14 protein-coding genes are annotated in these 18,112 nt (G+C 68.0%); 7 read left to right on the top strand and 7 right to left on the bottom strand.

Annotation, left to right across the window (positions count from 1 at the left end; all coding sequences use genetic code 11):
* On the bottom strand, positions 1-2,547 hold the full coding sequence (locus ACODRZ_RS04230) for a helicase-related protein (RefSeq protein WP_488969611.1): 2,547 nt from the start codon (positions 2,545-2,547) through the stop codon (positions 1-3).
* Between the two features lie 167 nt (positions 2,548-2,714).
* On the opposite strand from ACODRZ_RS04230, the gene ACODRZ_RS04235 reads away from it, so the two are divergent.
* From ACODRZ_RS04235 to ACODRZ_RS04260, 6 genes are all read left to right on the top strand, one after another.
* Entirely contained in the window at positions 2,715-4,352 is a 1,638-nt protein-coding gene (locus tag ACODRZ_RS04235; RefSeq protein WP_488969612.1) for a peptidoglycan DD-metalloendopeptidase family protein, read from the top strand.
* 218 nt (positions 4,353-4,570) lie between these two features.
* Positions 4,571-5,566, top strand: a complete 996-nt coding sequence (gene hemB, locus ACODRZ_RS04240) for a porphobilinogen synthase (RefSeq protein ID WP_488969613.1) — start codon at positions 4,571-4,573, stop codon at positions 5,564-5,566.
* Entirely contained in the window at positions 5,559-6,146 is a 588-nt protein-coding gene (locus ACODRZ_RS04245) for a GNAT family N-acetyltransferase (RefSeq protein ID WP_488969614.1), read from the top strand. The genes hemB and ACODRZ_RS04245 overlap by 8 nt, the downstream gene beginning before the upstream one ends.
* Before the next feature lie 149 nt (positions 6,147-6,295).
* Entirely contained in the window at positions 6,296-8,536 is a 2,241-nt protein-coding gene (locus tag ACODRZ_RS04250) for a spermidine synthase (protein ID WP_488969615.1), read from the top strand.
* Positions 8,533-9,093, top strand: coding sequence for a gamma carbonic anhydrase family protein (locus tag ACODRZ_RS04255; RefSeq protein WP_488969616.1), 561 nt, complete (start codon positions 8,533-8,535; stop codon positions 9,091-9,093). Before ACODRZ_RS04250 ends, ACODRZ_RS04255 begins: the two co-directional genes overlap by 4 nt.
* Complete coding sequence (locus tag ACODRZ_RS04260) at positions 9,093-9,371, top strand: DUF167 domain-containing protein (RefSeq protein ID WP_488969617.1); 279 nt, start codon at positions 9,093-9,095, stop codon at positions 9,369-9,371. Before ACODRZ_RS04255 ends, ACODRZ_RS04260 begins: the two co-directional genes overlap by 1 nt.
* Before the next feature lie 36 nt (positions 9,372-9,407).
* Here ACODRZ_RS04260 and ACODRZ_RS04265 read toward each other — a convergent pair whose 3' ends face one another.
* The 6 genes from ACODRZ_RS04265 to ACODRZ_RS04290 all read right to left on the bottom strand — a co-directional run bounded on the left by ACODRZ_RS04265 (position 9,408) and on the right by ACODRZ_RS04290 (position 16,776).
* On the bottom strand, positions 9,408-9,803 hold the full coding sequence (locus tag ACODRZ_RS04265; protein ID WP_488969618.1) for a group II truncated hemoglobin: 396 nt from the start codon (positions 9,801-9,803) through the stop codon (positions 9,408-9,410).
* Positions 9,804-9,847: 44 nt separating this feature from the next.
* Positions 9,848-11,440: a cisplatin damage response ATP-dependent DNA ligase gene (locus tag ACODRZ_RS04270; protein WP_488969619.1), complete on the bottom strand. Its 1,593-nt coding sequence runs from the start codon at positions 11,438-11,440 to the stop codon at positions 9,848-9,850.
* A 186-nt stretch (positions 11,441-11,626) separates the two neighbouring features.
* On the bottom strand, positions 11,627-12,631 hold the full coding sequence (locus ACODRZ_RS04275) for a ligase-associated DNA damage response exonuclease (protein WP_488969620.1): 1,005 nt from the start codon (positions 12,629-12,631) through the stop codon (positions 11,627-11,629).
* A gap of 169 nt (positions 12,632-12,800) precedes the next feature.
* A complete protein-coding gene (gene clpA, locus ACODRZ_RS04280; protein WP_488969621.1) occupies positions 12,801-15,173 on the bottom strand; it encodes an ATP-dependent Clp protease ATP-binding subunit ClpA in 2,373 nt (790 codons plus the stop codon).
* Between the two features lie 173 nt (positions 15,174-15,346).
* Entirely contained in the window at positions 15,347-15,565 is a 219-nt protein-coding gene (locus tag ACODRZ_RS04285; protein ID WP_008831392.1) for a DUF1192 domain-containing protein, read from the bottom strand.
* 275 nt (positions 15,566-15,840) lie between these two features.
* Positions 15,841-16,776: an MlaA family lipoprotein gene (locus tag ACODRZ_RS04290; protein ID WP_488969622.1), complete on the bottom strand. Its 936-nt coding sequence runs from the start codon at positions 16,774-16,776 to the stop codon at positions 15,841-15,843.
* Between the two features lie 190 nt (positions 16,777-16,966).
* Here ACODRZ_RS04290 and ACODRZ_RS04295 point away from each other — a divergent pair, with 190 nt between their 5' ends.
* Positions 16,967-17,968: an NAD(P)H-quinone oxidoreductase gene (locus ACODRZ_RS04295; protein ID WP_488969623.1), complete on the top strand. Its 1,002-nt coding sequence runs from the start codon at positions 16,967-16,969 to the stop codon at positions 17,966-17,968.
* The last annotated feature ends 144 nt before the right edge of the window (positions 17,969-18,112 follow it).

Genomic DNA, 18,112 nt, shown 5'->3' on the forward strand with positions numbered 1-18,112 from the left:
CTAACGCACCATGTCCGCCAGCGCTGCGAAGGCGCCGCCCTGCCGCACCGGGGCGGCGCGCTCGGGCTCGGCCTGGCGGCGGGGCGGACGCCAGCGCCAGCGCACCGGGGCGGGCGGGCCGTGCGCCCCTTCCGCCAGCGCGCGCGGCATCAGGGGCTGGAACCCGCCGAGCCGGAGCAGCCGCGCGTAGCTGGAGGTCGTCAGTCCCATCGAGACCGCCCGCGCCGGATCGAGCGCGAAGCTGCCCCGCTTTTCCGCCGCGCGCAGCTCATGCGCCTCGCGCAGCAGCTTTTCGGCCATGTCGAGGCGCAGCAATTGCTTGCCCAGTGCGCGGTAGCCCGGCGGCGGGCGGTGGTTTCCGGCAGGCAGCACCGGCGGCATATCGGGAGCGGGCGCGCCGCCCTCCTTATTGCCCGAAACTTTCGCCAGCTGCCGCCACAGCGCGATCACCGGGCTGCGCAGCATGGCGGGCACGAAGAGGTCGAGCGCCCCTACCCGCACCCCGAGCCGCGCCAGCATCGTGCGGCGCGGCTTGTCGAGTCGGTCGAGCCCCGAATCCTCGCGCGCGGTCATGCCGCCGCGCTCGACCAGGGTGATGAGCAGCGCGCGCAAGTCGGAACCGGCGTCGGTCGCGCGGCTTGCCTCGTCCAGCTTGGCGAGCGGGGCGAGCGGCTTCAGCGCGGCCTCCAGCCAAACTTCCAGCGCGGCGACGAGCGCCTTGCGCGACACGTCCGGCACGGCATCGAGCGCGCGATCGGGCACCATCACCGGTGCCAGCAACGAGCGGCCGGGCGCGAGGCTCGCCAGCTTCTGCCCGTCCCATACCAGCGCGCCGTCGGCCAGGGTGATCGCGGCGGTTCCCTCGTGCATGCCCGTGACCAGCGCATCCGCGCGGGTGCCGAGCAGCGTGGAGAGGTGCTTTTCCGCCGCCGCCAGCAGCAGCTTGCGGTCCGACAGGCGCGCGCCGGGATCGACCTGAAAGGTGAAGCCGCGCAGAGAGCCGATGTGCTCGCCCTCGACCAGCACTTCCTCGTCTTCCAGCCGGACCGAGAGCAGTCCGGTATCCGGTCCCAGCTTCTTCATCAGAACGGCCGTCCTGCGGTTGATGAATCGTTCCGTCAGCTTTCCGTGAAGTGCGTCCGAAAGTCGAGCCTCAACCGCACGGGCGCGGGCGGCCATTTCATCGCGCGCGAGTACCCAATCGGGACGCTGGGCGATGTAGGCCCACGAACGGATCGCGGCGATGCGGCCCTGCAGGGTGTCGATGTCGCCGCCGGTGCGGTCGAGCTGGGCGATCTGCGCCGCCACGAAATCGGCGCCGAGTTCGCCGCTGCGGAGGTCCTGCCACAGCCGCGCGACGAAGCGCGAATGCGTCTCCACCCCCTGCTGGCGGAAGTCCGGCAGGCGGCACACGTCCCAGAAGCGGCGCACCTGCCCGATGCCGCGCACGGTGTCCGCCACCGGCCCCTCGTCCGCGAGGCGCTTGAGCACGGCGAGGTCGATCGCCTCGGGCGCAGGCGCGAGCTCGGGGCGCAGCGGCGGGGTTTCGAGGTCGGCGATCAAGGTGGCGAGGCTGTCGAAGCGGGGCTCGGGTTCGCGCCAGAACAGCTTGGTCAGCGGCGCGAAGCGGTGTTCCTCGATCGCGTAGATTTCTTCGGGGTCGAATTCGGAATCGTGGCCGCCCGTTCCCGTCAGCGTGCCGAAGCTGCCGTCCTTCTGGTGGCGCCCTGCCCGCCCGGCGATCTGCGCCATCTCGGACGGGTTCAGGCGGCGGTGGCGGCGGCCGTCGTACTTGGACAGCCCTGCGAAGGCGACATGCTCGACATCGAGGTTTAGGCCCATGCCGATCGCGTCGGTGGCGACGAGATAATCCACCTCCCCCGACTGGTAGAGCGCCACCTGGGCATTGCGCGTCTGCGGGCTGAGCGCGCCCATCACCACCGCCGCGCCGCCCCGGAAGCGGCGCAGCATTTCGGCGATGGCGTAGACCTGCTCGGCCGAGAACGCGACGATCGCGCTGCGCGGCGGCACGCGGCTGAGCTTCTTCGCGCCCGCATGGGTCAGCGTGGAGAAGCGCGGCCGGGTGACGATCTCGGCCTCGGGCACCAGTGCCTTCACCAGCGGCTCGACGGTGGAGGAGCCGAGGATCATCGTCTCCTCGCGCCCCCGTGCATGCAGCAGGCGGTCGGTGAAGACATGGCCGCGCTCGCGGTCCGCCGCCAGCTGCGCCTCGTCGATGGCAACGAAGGCCATCGAGCGTTCGCTCACCGGCATCGCCTCGGCCGTGCAGAGGAGGTAGCGCGCGTTCTTCGGCTCGATCCGCTCCTCGCCGGTGATGAGCGCGACGCTGGCCTCGCCCTTGATCTTGACCACGCGGTCGTAGACCTCGCGCGCCAGGAGGCGCAGCGGGAAGCCGATCATGCCGCTGGAGTGGGCGCACATCCGCTCTATCGCGAGGTGTGTCTTGCCGGTGTTGGTGGGGCCAAGCACCGCCTTCACCGCGCCGGGAGCGTCCTTTTGTGCCGAGCCGTTCCGGTGCTGAACCATTATGCCGGTGAATGTGGCACCGCAGCCCGCCGCTCGCAAGACTCGGGGTATCCCGCAGACCCCCCTGAATCCACAGTCTTAGGATGTTCGTAACCTTGTTCGGGCAGGGAAATTGCGCGAGGTCCGCCGTGCGGGCCGAAGGGTTGCAACGAGGGAACCGCGCGAAGGTGTTGAAGCCGCAGCAGCGCGATCGCAAGGATCGCGCTGAAACTCAGAACCCGGACGGGCTGACGCCTGCGGCCACGCGGCGCGACGATGCCGTGCTTCTGGTGTTTCCCGCCGAGCAAGGCCGTTCACGGCCAGCGGTCCCGGATCAGGTCCGGGACGACGAAGTTGCCCCCCGCCCTTCCCTGCGCGCCCGGGTCGAGAGCTGGTGCGACCGTATCGAGCTGGCCCCCGATCTTGCCGCCGACATCGGCAGCCGCAAGTGGCTACGCGGGCTCGCCACGATGCTGGGCCTCAGCGGCGCGGCGCTGGCCCTGCTCCCCGGTTTCAGCGCGGTCGAGGCTGCGGCGACGATGCCGCTCGACGCCAGCCAGCAGGGCGAATTCCGCAGCCAGTCGATCGCCCCGCTTGCTCTCGGCGCCGACACCGGCCGCCACATGGGTGCGACGCCGCTGGTCAGCCCGCTGACCGGCGTGCCCGAGCGGCCGACCGTGCAACTGACCTCGACGCTGGGACAAGGCGACACCCTCCCCGGCCTGCTCCAGCGCGCCGGGCTGGGATCGGCCGAGGTGGCGCAAGTGACGCAACTGGTCGGGCAGGTCGTGCCGGCCGGAGAAATCGGTTCGGGCACCCAGTTCGACATCACGCTGGGCCGCCGCCCTGCCGAGGGCGCGGCGCGGGCGCTCGATTCGCTGTCGTTCCGGGCGCGCTTCGACCTCGATCTTTCCATCGAGCGCGGTGCCGGTGGTCTGATGGCGGTGCGCCATCCTATCCGGGTCGACGAGACCCCACTGCGCATTCGCGGCACCGTAGGCTCCAGCCTCTACCGCTCGGCGCGCAATGCCGGGGCGCCGGTAGGGGCGATCCAGTCGTACTTGCGCGCGGTGGACAAGTATCTCAGCCTCGACAGCGACCTGCGCTCGGGCGACGAATTCGACATGATCCTGTCCTACAAACGCTCGGCCAAGGGCGAGCGTGAGGTGGGCGACCTGCTCTATGCAGGCGTCGCGCGGGGCGGGAAGCCGCAACTGCAGCTGATGCGCTGGGGCAACGACGGGCAGATGTTCGCCGCCAGCTCCATCGGCCAGCCGCGCGCGGTGCCGATCGGCCAGCCGGTGGCGAGCACGCGGATCACGTCGCCCTATGGCGGGCGGCGCCATCCGATCCTCGGCTACGTGCGGCTGCATGCGGGGATCGACTTCGGCGCGCCTTACGGAGCGCCGATCTATGCGGTGGCGGACGGCGTGGTGACGTTCGCCGGGCGGCATGGCGGGCACGGCAACTACGTGCGGCTGCAGCACGGCGGCGGTCTCGGTACCGGTTATGGGCACATGAGTCGCATCGCCGTCAGCAATGGCACGCGCGTGCGGGCCGGGCAGGTGATCGGCTATGTCGGTTCCACCGGGCTTTCGACCGGGCCGCATCTGCACTTCGAGGCGTATCGCGGCGGCCGCACCATCAACCCGGCTGGCATCGCGGTGATCCAGCGGCCCGAGATCGACGGGCGCGAGCGTGATGCCTTCAAGGCGCGGCTCAATGCGCTGCTGGGCGTAACGCCGGGCGCGGCGCTGGGTTCGATAGAGCCGGTTGCGAGCGATCCGGTCGAGACCACACGCGAGATCGACAAGCTGGGGCGCTGATGCCTTATCCTCCCCGTTGCGCAGCAATGGGGAGGGGGACCGCCGACGCAGTCGGTGGTGGAGGGGGGAGCCGGCCCCCTCCGTCAGTCGCTGCGCGACTGCCACCTCCCCATCGCTTCGCGACAGGGAGGATAAGGTAATCCCACGCACCCAGCCCCGCGCAAATCGCAACCCTCCCCCGATTGCCCCCGCCCCCGTTTTCCGGCAATCACCCCGCCATGACCGGCACATATCCCCACACCCGCCTCCGCCGTACCCGCGCCACCGCCTGGAGCCGCGCGCTCCACCGCGAGACGGTGCTGACCCCGGCGGACCTCATCTGGCCCCTCTTCATCACCGAGGGCGAAGGCGTGGAGCAGCCCATCGCCGCGCTGCCGGGCGTGTCGCGCTGGTCGGTGGACCTCATCGTCGAGCGGGCGAAGGAAGCGGTGGACCTTGGCATCCCGGTGCTCGCGCTGTTCCCGCACACCCAGCCCGATCGCCGTAGCGAGGACGGGGCCGAGGCGCTCAATCCCGACAACCTGATGTGCCGCGCGATCCGCGCGATCCGGGCGGAACTGGGCGACAGGATCGGCCTGCTCACCGACGTGGCGCTCGATCCCTACACCAGCCACGGACAGGACGGGCTGATCGACGATGCGGGCTACGTCCTCAACGACGAGACGGTCGAGGCACTGGTCGGCCAGTCGCTCAACCAGGCCAACGCGGGTGCCGACATCATCGCCCCCTCGGACATGATGGACGGCCGCATCGCCGCCATCCGCGACGCGCTGGAGGACGCGGGCCACATCAACGTCCAGATCATGAGCTATGCCGCCAAGTACGCCTCGGCGTTCTACGGCCCGTTCCGCGACGCGGTCGGATCGCGCGGACTGCTCAAGGGCGACAAGAAGACCTACCAGATGGACCCCGGCAACACCGAGGAAGCGCTGCGCGAAGTCGAGATGGACCTCGCCGAGGGCGCCGACACGGTGATGGTGAAGCCGGGCTTGCCTTACCTCGACATCATCCGCCGGGTGAAGGACACTTTCGAGGTGCCCGTCTTCGCCTATCAGGTCTCCGGCGAATACGCGATGATCGAGCACGCCGTCGCGGCGGGCGCGGCGGATCGCGACGCCATGGTGCTGGAGACGCTGACCGCCTTCAAGCGAGCGGGCGCCTCGGGCGTGCTGACGTACCATGCGGCCCATGCGGCGCGGCTGCTGCGTGGCTGAATTTCGTATCGAAACCCAGCGCCTGATCCTGCGCGACTGGGGTGAGGGCGACATTACGCGCTTCGCCGAGGGCACCAATACGCCCGCCGTCATGCGCCATCTCGGCGGAGTGATGGACGACGCCAAGGTGGCGCTGTTCGAGGAGCGGGTGCTGGGCTTCCAGCACCGTCTCGGCCACACCTTCTGGATCGTCGAGCGGAAGACCGATGGCGACGTGCTCGGCTTCTGCGGCCTCAAGGTGATCGACGCGCCGGGGGCGACGTTTCTCGGCGAGATGGAGATCGGCTGGCGGTTTCGTGAGGATTCCTGGGGGCAGGGCTATGCGAAGGAAGCCGCCATCGCCTCGCTCGATGCCGGGTTCGGCCGGTTCGGGGCGGCGGAGATCTTCGCCATCACCAACCTCGAGAACACCGCCAGCTGGGGCCTGATGCTGCGCCTCGGCATGGTCCGGCGCGAGGAGCTGGATTTCATCGACACCCGGTTCGCGCCCCCGGTCGGCGATACGATCGTCCATTCGATCACCGCCGAGGCGTGGCAGGGCGGTACTGTGCGGGACGGTATTGGGCGGGCAGGGCGCTAACCGCAGGTCATCACCACCCATTTCGTCATTGCGAGCGCAGCGAAGCAATCCAGGGTCGTCTTGAGCCACCCTGGATTGCTTCGCTGCGCTCGCAATGACGAGTGAAGGTCTATCCTTCCCTGCCGGCACCACGTACCTGTCTTGCCGCAATGACCGATACCGCCGAGCACATGCTGCAAACCGCCCGGACAACCCCGCCGCGCCGCGGGCTGTTCGTCGCCACGATCCTCGTCGGCAGTTTCCTGCTGTTCCTCGTTCAGCCGATGGTGGCGCGCATGGCGCTGCCCCGGCTCGGCGGCGCGCCGAACGTGTGGAACAGCGCGATGCTGGTCTATCAGGCGCTGCTGCTGGCGGGGTACGCCTATGCGCACTGGCTCGGCCGGTTCGCGCTGAAGCGGCAGGCGATGATTCACCTCGCGTTGCTGCTGGTCGCCGCGCTGACGCTTCCGGTCGGCCTCATCGACATGCCGCGCATGGCCGGGCTGCCCGAGGCCGCATGGGTGCCGTTGCTGCTGGGCGCGAGCATCGGGCCGGTTTTCTTCGTCGTTTCCGCGCAGGCGCCGCTGATGCAGCGCTGGTTCGCCGCCTCGCCCGAGGCGGGTGCACCTTGGGCGCTCTACGCCGCCTCCAATCTCGGCAGTTTCGCAGGGCTGATCGCCTATCCGCTGCTGGCCGAGCCGCTGCTGAGCGTGCGGCTGCAGAGCCTCGCGTGGTCGGGCGGATTTGCCGTGCTGGTGGTGCTGATCGCGCTCGCCGGGTTCAGCCGCCACGATGCTCCTGCGCCAGTTACGCCGACCCATGCAGTCGAGCGCATTCCCGGCCGCACCATCGCCCTGTGGCTGGCGCTGTCGGCGGTGCCTTCGGGGCTGATGCTCTCGACCACCACGCATCTCACCACCGACATTTTCGCGATGCCGCTGCTCTGGGTGATCCCGCTCGGGCTCTACCTGCTGAGCTTCGTGATCGCCTTCTCCGACCGGCGCGGCTTGGCGATCGTAATCAGCCGCATCGCGCCGATCGTGGTGCTGTTCATGGGCAGCTACGCGATGCTGTCGAACGGATCGGGCACCCTGTGGGCCGTGGCGGGCACCTGCCTGCTGCTGCTCTGCGTGGCGACGACGCTGCACGCGCGGCTCTACGACCTGAGGCCGGGAGAGGCGCAGCTTACCCGCTTCTACCTCGTCATGTCGGCCGGCGGAGCGCTGGGCGGCGTGTTCACTGCGCTGATCGCGCCGCTGGTGTTCGACTGGGCCTGGGAGCACCCCTTGCTGGTTCTCGCCGCCGCGCTGCTGATGCCGCTGCGCCCACTGCTGAACTGGCGCGACAACGCCGACATGGAGCCCGGCATGGCGCGCATCGCGCTGGGCGTGGTGCTGGCCTTCGCGGGTTTCCTCGGCTGGGAATTGCTGGAGACGATGCTCGACCCGGAAGAGGCGCTGTTCAGCCTGATGCTGACGGTGTTCCTCGTCGGCCTCGGCATCATGGTCATGGCCTGGCGCTGGGGCTTTGCGGCGGTGCTGCTGATCGCGATGGTCGGGCAGGGCGGCTTCTGGACCATGCGCGCGACCTTGGAGGGCGAGCGCACCCGCAGCTACTTCGGCATCTATACCCTGCGCGACGATGCCGAAGGGCGGTTCCGCACACTGGCGCATGGCACCACGCTGCACGGTATGCAGGCGCTGGACCCTGCCCATGCCCATGATGCGCTGACCTACTACGGCCCCGGCTCGGGCGTCGCCCTGGCGCTGGCGGCAGTGCCCGCCATCGAGGGGGCGCATGCCCGCGTCGGCGTGGTGGGCCTCGGCACCGGCTCGCTCGCCTGCCGTTCGCAGCCGGGGCAGGACTGGACCTTCTTCGAGATCGACCCGGTGGTGCTGCGCTTCTCCACGACGCGGCAGTTCACCTTCCTCAAGGACTGCACGCCCAAGGCCCGCGTGGTGATCGGCGACGCGCGGCTGGAACTGGCGCACGTCGCGCCGCGCAGCTTCGACGTGCTGGTGATCGACGCCTTCTCCTCCGACGCCATCCCCATGCACCTGCTGACGACCGAGGCGCTGGCGGTCTACCGCCGTGCGCTGACGCCGGGGGGCCTGCTGATCCTGCACATCTCCAACCGCTACATCGACCTCGCGCCGGTGGTCGGCGCCAATGCACGGGCGAGCGGCCTCATGGCGCTCTCGCGGCTGGACTTTCCCGAGGACGAAGTGCGCTACACCCCGTCGCGCTGGATCGCGCTTTCGGCGGACCCGGGCGTGCTGGGCAGGCTTGCAAGGCAGCGCCCGGATGCCCCATGGAGCAAGCTCGAAGAACGGGCGCCGCAGCCGTGGACGGACGATCACGCCTCCATCCTGCCGTATGTCCGCTGGAGCAGGCTGACGGGGAATCCATGACCGACCGTAACGACATCACAATCGCCGCCTTCAACGGCAAGGCGCCGCGCATCCATTCCAGCGCCTTCATCGCGCCTGGCTGCCGCATCATCGGCGACGTCGAGATCGGGGCAGACGTCAGCATCTGGTACAACTGCGTGATCCGCGCCGACGTCAACCGCGTGGTCATTGGCGCGCGCACCAACATCCAGGACGGCACCGTCGTCCATTGCGACAGCCCCAAGCCCGCCCGCCCCGAAGGCTACGCCACGATCATCGGCGAGGACGTGCTGATCGGCCACATGGTCATGCTGCACGGCTGCACGCTGGAGGACCGCGCCTTCATCGGCCTCGGCGCCATCGTGATGGACGGCTCCCATGTCGAGAGCGACGGCATGCTGGCGGCAGGCTCGCAGCTGACGGGCAAGCGCATCGGCTCCCGCCAGCTCTGGATGGGTCGCCCCGCCAAGTACCTGCGCGATTTGACCGACGAGGCGATCATCGCCAATCAGGCGGGCGTGAAGGGATACGTCGTCAACGGCCGCCTGCATGCCGAGGCGCTCGGGCTGAAGGGCTGATGGCGCGGCCCAGGGCGATGCTGCCGGATGCCGAGGCGCTGCGGGCGCTAGTCGATGCAGACGGAGCCCTGGCTCTGCGGGTGACGCCGGGCGCCAAAGTCGAAGCGTTGGAAATCGCCGGGAACCGCCTCACCGCCAAAGTCCGCGCCAAGCCGGAGGACGGCAAGGCCAACGCCGCCGTGCGCGACCTGCTCGCCCGCGCGCTGGGTGTGGCGCCCTCGCGGCTGGAACTGCTGCGCGGCGCAACGTCGCGTGAGAAGCAGTTCCGGGTAGATTGACGCCAATTCCTCCCCGAGCTTGCTCGGGGAGGAATGCTACCGCCCCATCCCACGCGCCATCCGCCCGAGCACCTCGCGCATCGACGCCGCGATCTCTGCCGGCTCTGGTGCGACGTCGGTGATGGCGCGCTCCATCGCATCGGCCCACTGGTTCGCCGTCAGCGGTTCGATGGTGAAGGGGGCATGCAGGCTCATCATGCAGCGGCCGGGGTTCGCCTCGAACCAGTCGCGCGGGCCACCTGCCCAACCGGCGAGGAATTTCGGCAGCGAGGCCCGCATCGGCGTCAGGTCCGCCGCATGCATCGCGCGCAACTCGGCATAGGCCGGGTCGCTGTCCATGAGATCGTAGAAGCGGTTGGCGATCGCCTCGAATACCGGTGCGCCGCCGAGGCGGTGGTACGGTGTGTCTGGCTCGGCAGAGGGCTGTTCCATGTTGCCCCTCTAGCGCATCGTCCGCACGCGCGCATTGATCGCGGTCAATCGCGGATCAGGGCGCGCAGGGTCTCGATCCGGTCGGCCTCGTGCGCGGGCTTGTCGGCGCGGATGCGGCTGATGCGCGGGAAGCGCATGGCGACGCCGGACTTGTGGCGCTTGCTGGCGTGGACCGAATCGAACGCCACCTCGAACACCAGCGACTTGTCCGTCTCGCGCACCGGGCCGAAGCGGTTGACGGTGTGATTGCGCACATGCCGGTCGAGCCATTTCAGCTCCTCGTCGGTGAAACCGAAGTAGGCCTTGCCCACCGGCAGCAGTTCCGCGCCGACATCGGGATCGCCATCCCAGCAGCCGAACGTGTAGTCCGAATAGAACGAACTGCGCTTGCCCGAACCGCGCTGGGCATACATCAGCACGCAGTCGATCAGCAGCGGATCGCGCTTCCACTTGTACCACAGCCCGGTCTTGCGCCCCGCGACATAGGGACTGTCGCGCCGCTTGAGCATTACCCCCTCGATTGCATCGTCGCGCGCGCGTTCGCGCATGGCGGCGAGGTCGGCGAAGTCGGCGGCGGAGATCACGGTGGAGATGTCGAAGTGGCTGGCGGGCAGGCGCGGCAGCAGCGCCTCCAGCGCGCCGCGGCGCTGACTCCATGGGAGGGGGCGCAAGTCCTGCCCTTCGAGGATCAGCACATCGTAAAGGCGCACGAAGGCTGGGTATTCCTCGCGCATCTTCTTCGAGACGGTCTTGCGCCCGAGGCGCTGCTGCAAGGCGTTAAAGCTGGCCGCGCCGCCCTCTTCGCCGCCCTGATGGGCACCGCGCACCAGCAGTTCGCCGTCCAGCACGCCGTCGATATGCAGCGCCTCGGCGACCTCGGGGAAGGTGGCGGAAATGTCATCACCAGAGCGGGAGTAGACGCGCGTTTCCCCGCCCGCCCGAACCACCTGTACGCGGATGCCGTCCCACTTCCACTCGGCGGCATAGTCGGCCAGATCGACCTCGGTTTCCTCCAGCCCGTGCGCCAGCATGAAGGGCCGGAACAGCGGCAGGTCGTCGGAATTGGGAGGCTCGGCACCGTGCGCGGCCCAGTCGAACAACGGAGCATAAGGCGGTGTCTGGCCGTGCCAGTGCTCCTCCACATCCTCCACCGCGACGTCGAAAGCCTGCGCGAAAGCCGTCTTGGCCAGCCGCGCCGAAATACCGATCCGCATCGCCCCGGTGGCCAGCTTGAGCAGGGCATAGCGGCCGTTCGCATCCAGCCGGTCGAGCAGCTTCGGCAATTCCACCATGACATTGGCGCGCGTAATGCGGGAAAGCGCATCCACCGCCTCCGACACCGTAGGCGGGGAGGGTGCCTCCGCCGGTTCGGGCCAGAGCAGGCTGGCGGTCTCTGCGGAATCGCCCACGTATTCGCGGCTGAGCGTCCAGAGTACCGGGTCGATCCGCTCGGTCAGGAGATTGCGAATGGTCGAACTCTTCACCGCCGGAAAATCAAGCCCGTCCGTCAGCGCGGCGAGCGCCCAGCCGCGATCGGGATCGGGCGTATCGCGCAGGTAGTCGGCCAGCAGCTTGAGCTTGGCATTGCGGCTGCGAGTGTAGACCAGCGCGTCGAGAAGGGCGGCGAAGTGTTCCATCAGGAAAGAGAAGTCCTGGGGCCATCGCCCCAGACCCCCATACCGTCGAGGTCATGCGTGCAGCCTCGTTTCGCGCTCACTTCGAGCCGGGAGACAAATAGCCTGCGGCGCCATGTGGGGCTGAGGCGGCTGCGCTCACGAGGACGACAGTAAAGGGGTCTGGGGCGATGGCCCCAGGACTTCTCTTCAATCATCTTCATCCTCATACCCCACCAGAGCCAGCGCCCGCGCTTTCCTCTGGTTCAACTCGCACCAGCGCAGCATGGCTTCCTCGCGCCCATGGGTGATCCATGTCTCGGCGGGGTTTACGTCCACCACGGTCTGCGTCAGTTCGTCCCAGTCGGCATGGTCGGAGATCACCAGCGGCAGTTCCACCATCCGCTGCCGCGCCCGCTGTCTCACCCGCATCCAGCCAGAGGCCATCGCCGTGATCGGATCGGGCAGGCGGCGGCTCCAGCGATCGTTGAGCGCCGAGGGCGGGGCGACGATCACCGCGCCCGTCAGCTGCTCCTTGGTGGCCTCCGACACCAGCCGCAGGTCGCCCAGATCGACGCCCCATTCCTCGTACAGATGGCACATCCGCTCCATCGCGCCGTGGAGCCAGATCGTGTCGCGGTGCCCGGCGCGGCGCAGTTCGGCGATCAGCCGCTGCGCCTTGCCCAGCGCATAGGCGCCGACCAGCACGCAGCGCTCCGGGTTGGCGGCGAGGGCGGTGAGCAGCTTGGCGATCTCCTCCTCCACCGGTGGGTGGCGGAAGACGGGCAGGCCGAAGGTCGCCTCGGTGACGAGCACGTCGCAAGGGGTGACCTCGAAGGGCGGGCAGGTGGGATCGGCGCGGCGTTTGAAGTCGCCGGTGACGATGATCCGCTCGCCCGCGTGTTCCAGCAGGATTTGTGCCGAGCCGAGGACGTGTCCGGCGGGAATCCAGGTGGCATGCACGTCGCCGGGCAGGGTTATGCGCTCACCGTAGGGGACGGGCATCGCGCCTTCCTCTGTGGCGTAGCGCAGTTTCATGATGGCGAGGGTTTCGGGCGTGGCGAACGTCGCGCCGTGGCCGCCTCGGGCGTGGTCGGCATGGCCGTGCGTTACCAGTGCGCGGTCCACGGGGCGGGCCGGGTCGATCCAGCAGTCGGCGGGGACGACGTGGATGCCCCAGGGTTCGGGTCTGATCCAGGAGAAATCGCGGGGCATGTCATGAAAATGGGGCGGGAACCGCGTGGTTCCCACCCCAATGTTTCAACGTGGCGCAGACCCTTCGACAAGCTCAGGGTGAGCGGTGTTGGTGTAAGGCCGCTACCCCCTCCTCCCGCTCAGGCTGAGCTTGTCGAAGCCCCCTGAGTCGGGAAGTGAGGAATGACCATCAATCGTCGGCGTTGGTATCCGCCTGCGGACCGGGCTTCTTCGCCCGCTTCACGGGCGCCTTCTTCTTCGTCTTGGACACCTTGGGCGCCGAGGGAGTCAGTTCGAAGTTCAGCGCGTTCTCCTTGACCGAGACGTGCACTTCGCCGCCATGGGCCAGCTTGCCGAACAGCAGTTCTTCCGCCAGCGGCTGCTTGACCTTCTCCTGGATCACGCGGCCCATCGGGCGGGCGCCGTAGAGCTTGTCATAGCCCTTGTCGCCCAGCCAGCCGCGTGCGTCCGAGTCGAACTGGATGTGGACGTTCTGGTCGGCCAGCTGCAGTTCCAGCTGGAGGATGAACTTGTCCACGACCCGGCTGATGGTGTCCTTGGCGAGGTAGGCGAAGGGCACGATCGCATCGAGGCGGTTGCGGAATTCGGGGGTGAACATCTGCTTCACCGCTTCCTCGCCGGCATCCTCCTTCGAGGTGTCGCCGAAGCCGATGCCCTGCTTGGCCATGTCCGAGGCGCCCGCGTTGGTGGTCATGATGAGCACCACGTTGCGGAAATCGACGGTCTTGCCGTGGTGATCGGTCAGGCGACCGTTGTCCATCACCTGCAGCAGGATGTTGAACAGGTCGGGGTGCGCCTTCTCGATCTCGTCGAGCAGGAGGACGCAGTGCGGGTTCTGGTCGATCGCGTCGGTCAGCAGACCGCCCTGGTCGAAGCCGACATAGCCCGGAGGCGCACCGATCAGGCGGCTGACCGAGTGACGCTCCATATATTCCGACATGTCGAAGCGCTTCAGCTCGATGCCCATGATGCTGGCGAGCTGGCGCGCCACTTCGGTCTTGCCGACGCCGGTAGGACCGCTGAACAGGAACGAGCCGATCGGCTTGTCCGGATCGCGCAGACCTGCGCGGCTCAGCTTCATCGCGGTGGCGAGGAGGCCGATCGCCTTGTCCTGGCCGAACACCACGCGCTTCAGGTCACGTTCGAGGTTCTCCAGCGCCTTCTTGTCGTCGGACGAGACGGACTTGGGCGGGATGCGGGCCATCGTCGCGATGACCTGCTCGATCTCGCGCGCGGTGATGGTCTTCTTGCGGCGGCTGGGCGGCAGCAGCATCTGCATCGCGCCGACTTCGTCGATCACGTCGATCGCCTTGTCGGGCAGCTTGCGGTCGTTGATGTAGCGGGCCGAAAGCTCCACGGCGGTCTTGATCGCATCCGGCGTGTACTTGACGCGGTGGTGATCCTCGAACGCGGTACGCAGGCCCTTGAGGATCTTGATGGTATCCTCGACCGTGGGCTCGTTCACGTCGATCTTCTGGAACCGGCGCAGCAGGGCGCGGTCCTTCTCGAAGTGGTTGCGGAACTCCTTGTAGGTGGTCGAGCCGATGCAGCGGATCGTCCCGCCCGACAGCGCCGGCTTCAGCAGGTTCGAGGCGTCCATCGCCCCGCCGCTGGTGGCGCCGGCACCGATCACCGTATGGATCTCGTCGATGAAGAGGACCGCGTGCGGCATCTTCTCCAGTTCGGAGACGACCTGCTTCAGACGCTCTTCAAAGTCGCCGCGATAGCGGGTGCCCGCCAGCAGGCTGCCCATGTCGAGCGAGTAGATCACCGCCTCGGTCAGCACTTCGGGCACTTCGCCCTCGACGATCTTGCGCGCCAGGCCTTCGGCGATGGCGGTCTTGCCCACGCCCGGATCGCCCACGTAGAGCGGGTTGTTCTTGGAGCGGCGGCACAGGATCTGGATCGTGCGGTCCACTTCGGGGCCGCGGCCGATCAGCGGATCGACCTTGCCCGCCAGCGCCTTCTCGTTGAGGCTGACGGTGAACTGGTCGAGCGCCGAATCCTTCTTGTTGGCGGACGCCTTGGCCTCGGCCTTGTCCTCGGGCGTGGGCGGGGTCTCGTCGGACGAGCCCTTGGCGGTGCGATCCTCGATCCGCTTGCCGCCCTTGCCGATGCCGTGGCTGATGTAGCTGACGGCGTCGAGGCGGCTCATGTCCTGCTGCTGCAGGAAGTAGACCGCGTAGGAATCCCGCTCCGAGAACAGCGCGACGAGCACGTTGGCGCCGGTCACGGTGTCCTTGCCGGACGACTGCACGTGCAGGATCGCGCGCTGGATCACGCGCTGGAAACCGGCGGTCGGGGCGGGATCGCCCTTTTCCTCGGTCTTGAGCGACTGGTATTCCTGGTCGAGATACTGGCGCACCACGTCGCCCAGATCGCCGAGGTCCACGCCGCAGGCCTGCATGACCTGGGCAGCGTCGGTGTCGTCGATCAGCGCGAGCAGCAGGTGCTCGAGCGTCGCGTACTCGTGGCTCCGCTCGGAGGCGTGAGACAGAGCCGAGTGCAGGGTCTTTTCAAGGCTTTGGGCGAAACTTGGCATTTAGGCGACCTTCATCGTGAGGGACGGCTCTCCCGGGAGGTTCCCGGCCCGCAGGGGAGATTGGCGGGTCAGGGTTACGAGGTTGATATAGGGACGTTCAGGATGGTTGCGAGGGTGGGCATGGGGGTAAGCGCCCGAGGTTGCCCGAAGGCTGCCAGAGGAGGCTGCGATTCTCAAGATGATCGCGGCCTGAACAGGGCGTCCGCCGCGAGGCGGTGGGCCGATGATGCGTTCCGGTGCGCGCGGATGCGGGCGATCTCGGTTTCGAGAAGCGCTACCCGCGCGTCGAGTTCGTCCAGCGAATAGCGATCGAGGCTTTCACCGGCGAGGTGGCTGGCGGCTCCGAAGTCGCCCTCGGATGACCGCCGCAGAGGTCGGTCTTCTTCGTCCATTGCGGTGCAGCATCGGACTGGAATGCGGGGCTGTCAATGGGTCCTTCGACTGGCCGGAGGATATGTGTTCCGGCGCGAGGCCGGGTTAAAACTCTGTCGTCATCCCAGCGAAGGCTGGGACCGCTATGACCCTATCGCGCCTTGTCGTTCGCAGACCTCTTGCCGCAAAAGCCCAGCCCGCAGCGTTCAGCACGGCGGCCAGCGGTCCCAGCCTTCGCTGGAATGACAGGTGTGTTTGAACGGGCGCCCCGTGTTTGCGCCCCGCTCTCCACCCGCTACTTGCCGTCCACCCCCGGCTCCGCAATGCCCTTGCGCGCGCGGTATTCCGGGCTGTGCAGCGCGTCCACTTCGGCCTGGCGACGCTTGAGGTAGAAATCGCGCGTCGCCACGTAAGGGTCGGCGGCGGCGCGGTTGGCCTTGATCTGCTCGTCGAAGGCGACTCGGTCGTTCATCGACTTCACGATGCCGGTGGAGAGGCCATAAGCAGGCTTGTTGAACGGCTTGCCCACCAGGGTGGGCAACACCGCCAGATCGAGCACGCGGCCGACCAGATCGCGCGCCGTCGTCGGACCCAGCACGGGGACGAACAGGTAAGGCCCGTTGCCGATGCCGTGATAGGCGAAAGTGTTGGCGAACCCGTTCTCGCGGTAGGGCAGGCGGAACGGCTTGCGCTTGGCCATGTCGAACAGCCCGGCGACGCCGATGGTGCTGTTGATGACGAAGCGGCCCGCCGTCTCCATCGCCTTGCCCGGCTTGAACTGCAGCAGGTAGTTCACGAAGACGATCGGCTCGGCGAGGTTGATGAGGAAATTGCGCAGGCCGTTGCGGATCGGCTTGGGCACGACCCGCTCGTATGTCCCCGCGACCGGGGCGACCACGACCTTGTCGACCGCCTCCACCACCGCGAAGCTGGCGGCGTTGACGCCCGAGAACGGGTCGGCCTCTATCTGGCGGGGACTGGAACTGACGATGATGACGTTCTCGTCTTCCGCCGCAGGCACGCTGCCGGGCGGGGGCGTTCCCGCAGGCGGGGCCGGCGCGTGAATGATCGGCGGGTGGTCGGCCAGCGGCTGTGCCGCGACGTTCGGCAACGGCTGCGCCGCCACTTCCGGCACGGGAGTCGTCACCGCGCCCGGCGTCCCGATCGCCGGGTGATCCTGAAAGTTGGCCCCGCCGCCCGCCAACAGGACGGACAGAGCTATAGTCGACACGCCCACTTCCGTACTTCCTCTGATGAACCCATCCGCACGGTACGGCTGCGACCCGAAGTGGAGTGAACACCACTATCATCATAAAATCGAGAGACTTTGTCAGCGCGGCTGCATGCACCGTTCCGCTTCGGGAGACTGCGGTGAGAAAGGGAGTTCCCCACCCCCCGCATCCTGTGGCACAGGGAGGTTCATGTTAGCTGACCTTCCTGTCACAATGACCGCCGTTGGTTACGATGCACCCGGCGGCCCCGAAGTCCTGCGACCTGAAACGGTCCCGGTGCCCCGGCCGGGTCCCGGCGAAGTGCTGGTCAAGGTCGCCTTCGCGGGCGTCAATCGCCCCGATGTGGTGCAGCGCATGGGCAATTACCCGCCGCCGCCGGGCGCCTCGCCGATCCCCGGGCTGGAGATTTCGGGCACCGTTGCCGCGCTGGGCGAGGGGGTGAGCCGGCTCCTTCCGGGGCAGGAGGTCTGCGCGCTCGTTTCGGGCGGCGGATATGCGCAATACTGCATCGCCAGGGCCGGACACTGCCTGCCGGTGCCCGAGGGTCTGTCCCTCGCCGAAGCGGCGGCGCTGCCGGAAACCCTGTTCACCGTGTGGCACAACGTCTTCGAGCGCGGCTGCGCGCGTGAAGGCGAACGGCTGCTCGTCCATGGCGGCACCAGCGGCATCGGCACGATGGCGGCGATGCTGGGGCGCCATTTCGGGCTGACGGTGATCGTCACTTGCGGCTCGGCCGAGAAGTGCGCGGCGGCGCTGGAGATCGGCGCCCATCACGCGATCGACTACAAGGCGACCGACTTCGTCGAGGAAGTCGCGCGGATCACCGGCGGGCGCGGTGTCGACGTGGTGCTCGACATGGTCGCGGGCAGCTATGTCGCGCGCAACCTCAAGTGCCTTGCGCCGGACGGCCGCCACGTCACCATCGCGGTGCAGGGCGGGACGAAGGCGGAGATCAACATGGCAGTGGTCATGACCCGGCGCTACACGCTGACCGGCTCGACGCTGCGGCCGCGCTCCGATGCGTTCAAGGAGGCGGTCGCGCAGGAGATTCTCGAATGCGCCTGGCCTCTGGTCGAGGAGGGCCTGCTGCGCCCGGTGATGGACGCGCGCTTCCCGCTCGCCGATGCCGCCGTCGCTCATGCGCGGATGGAGGCCGGAGATCACGTCGGGAAGATCGTGCTGGAGGTGTGAAGGTGCGCTTGTGGCACCCTTGAGTGCCTTTGAGTGCCGTCAAATCGTGACGAAATGCGCGTTCCACGTGAAACGCATCGACGGAATGACGCAATTTTCGGCCCCTTTTGCTTGCTCCTTCGGCAAAAATTCCCTAAATCGACC

It is taken from the genome of Novosphingobium sp. FG90 (assembly GCF_057808725.1).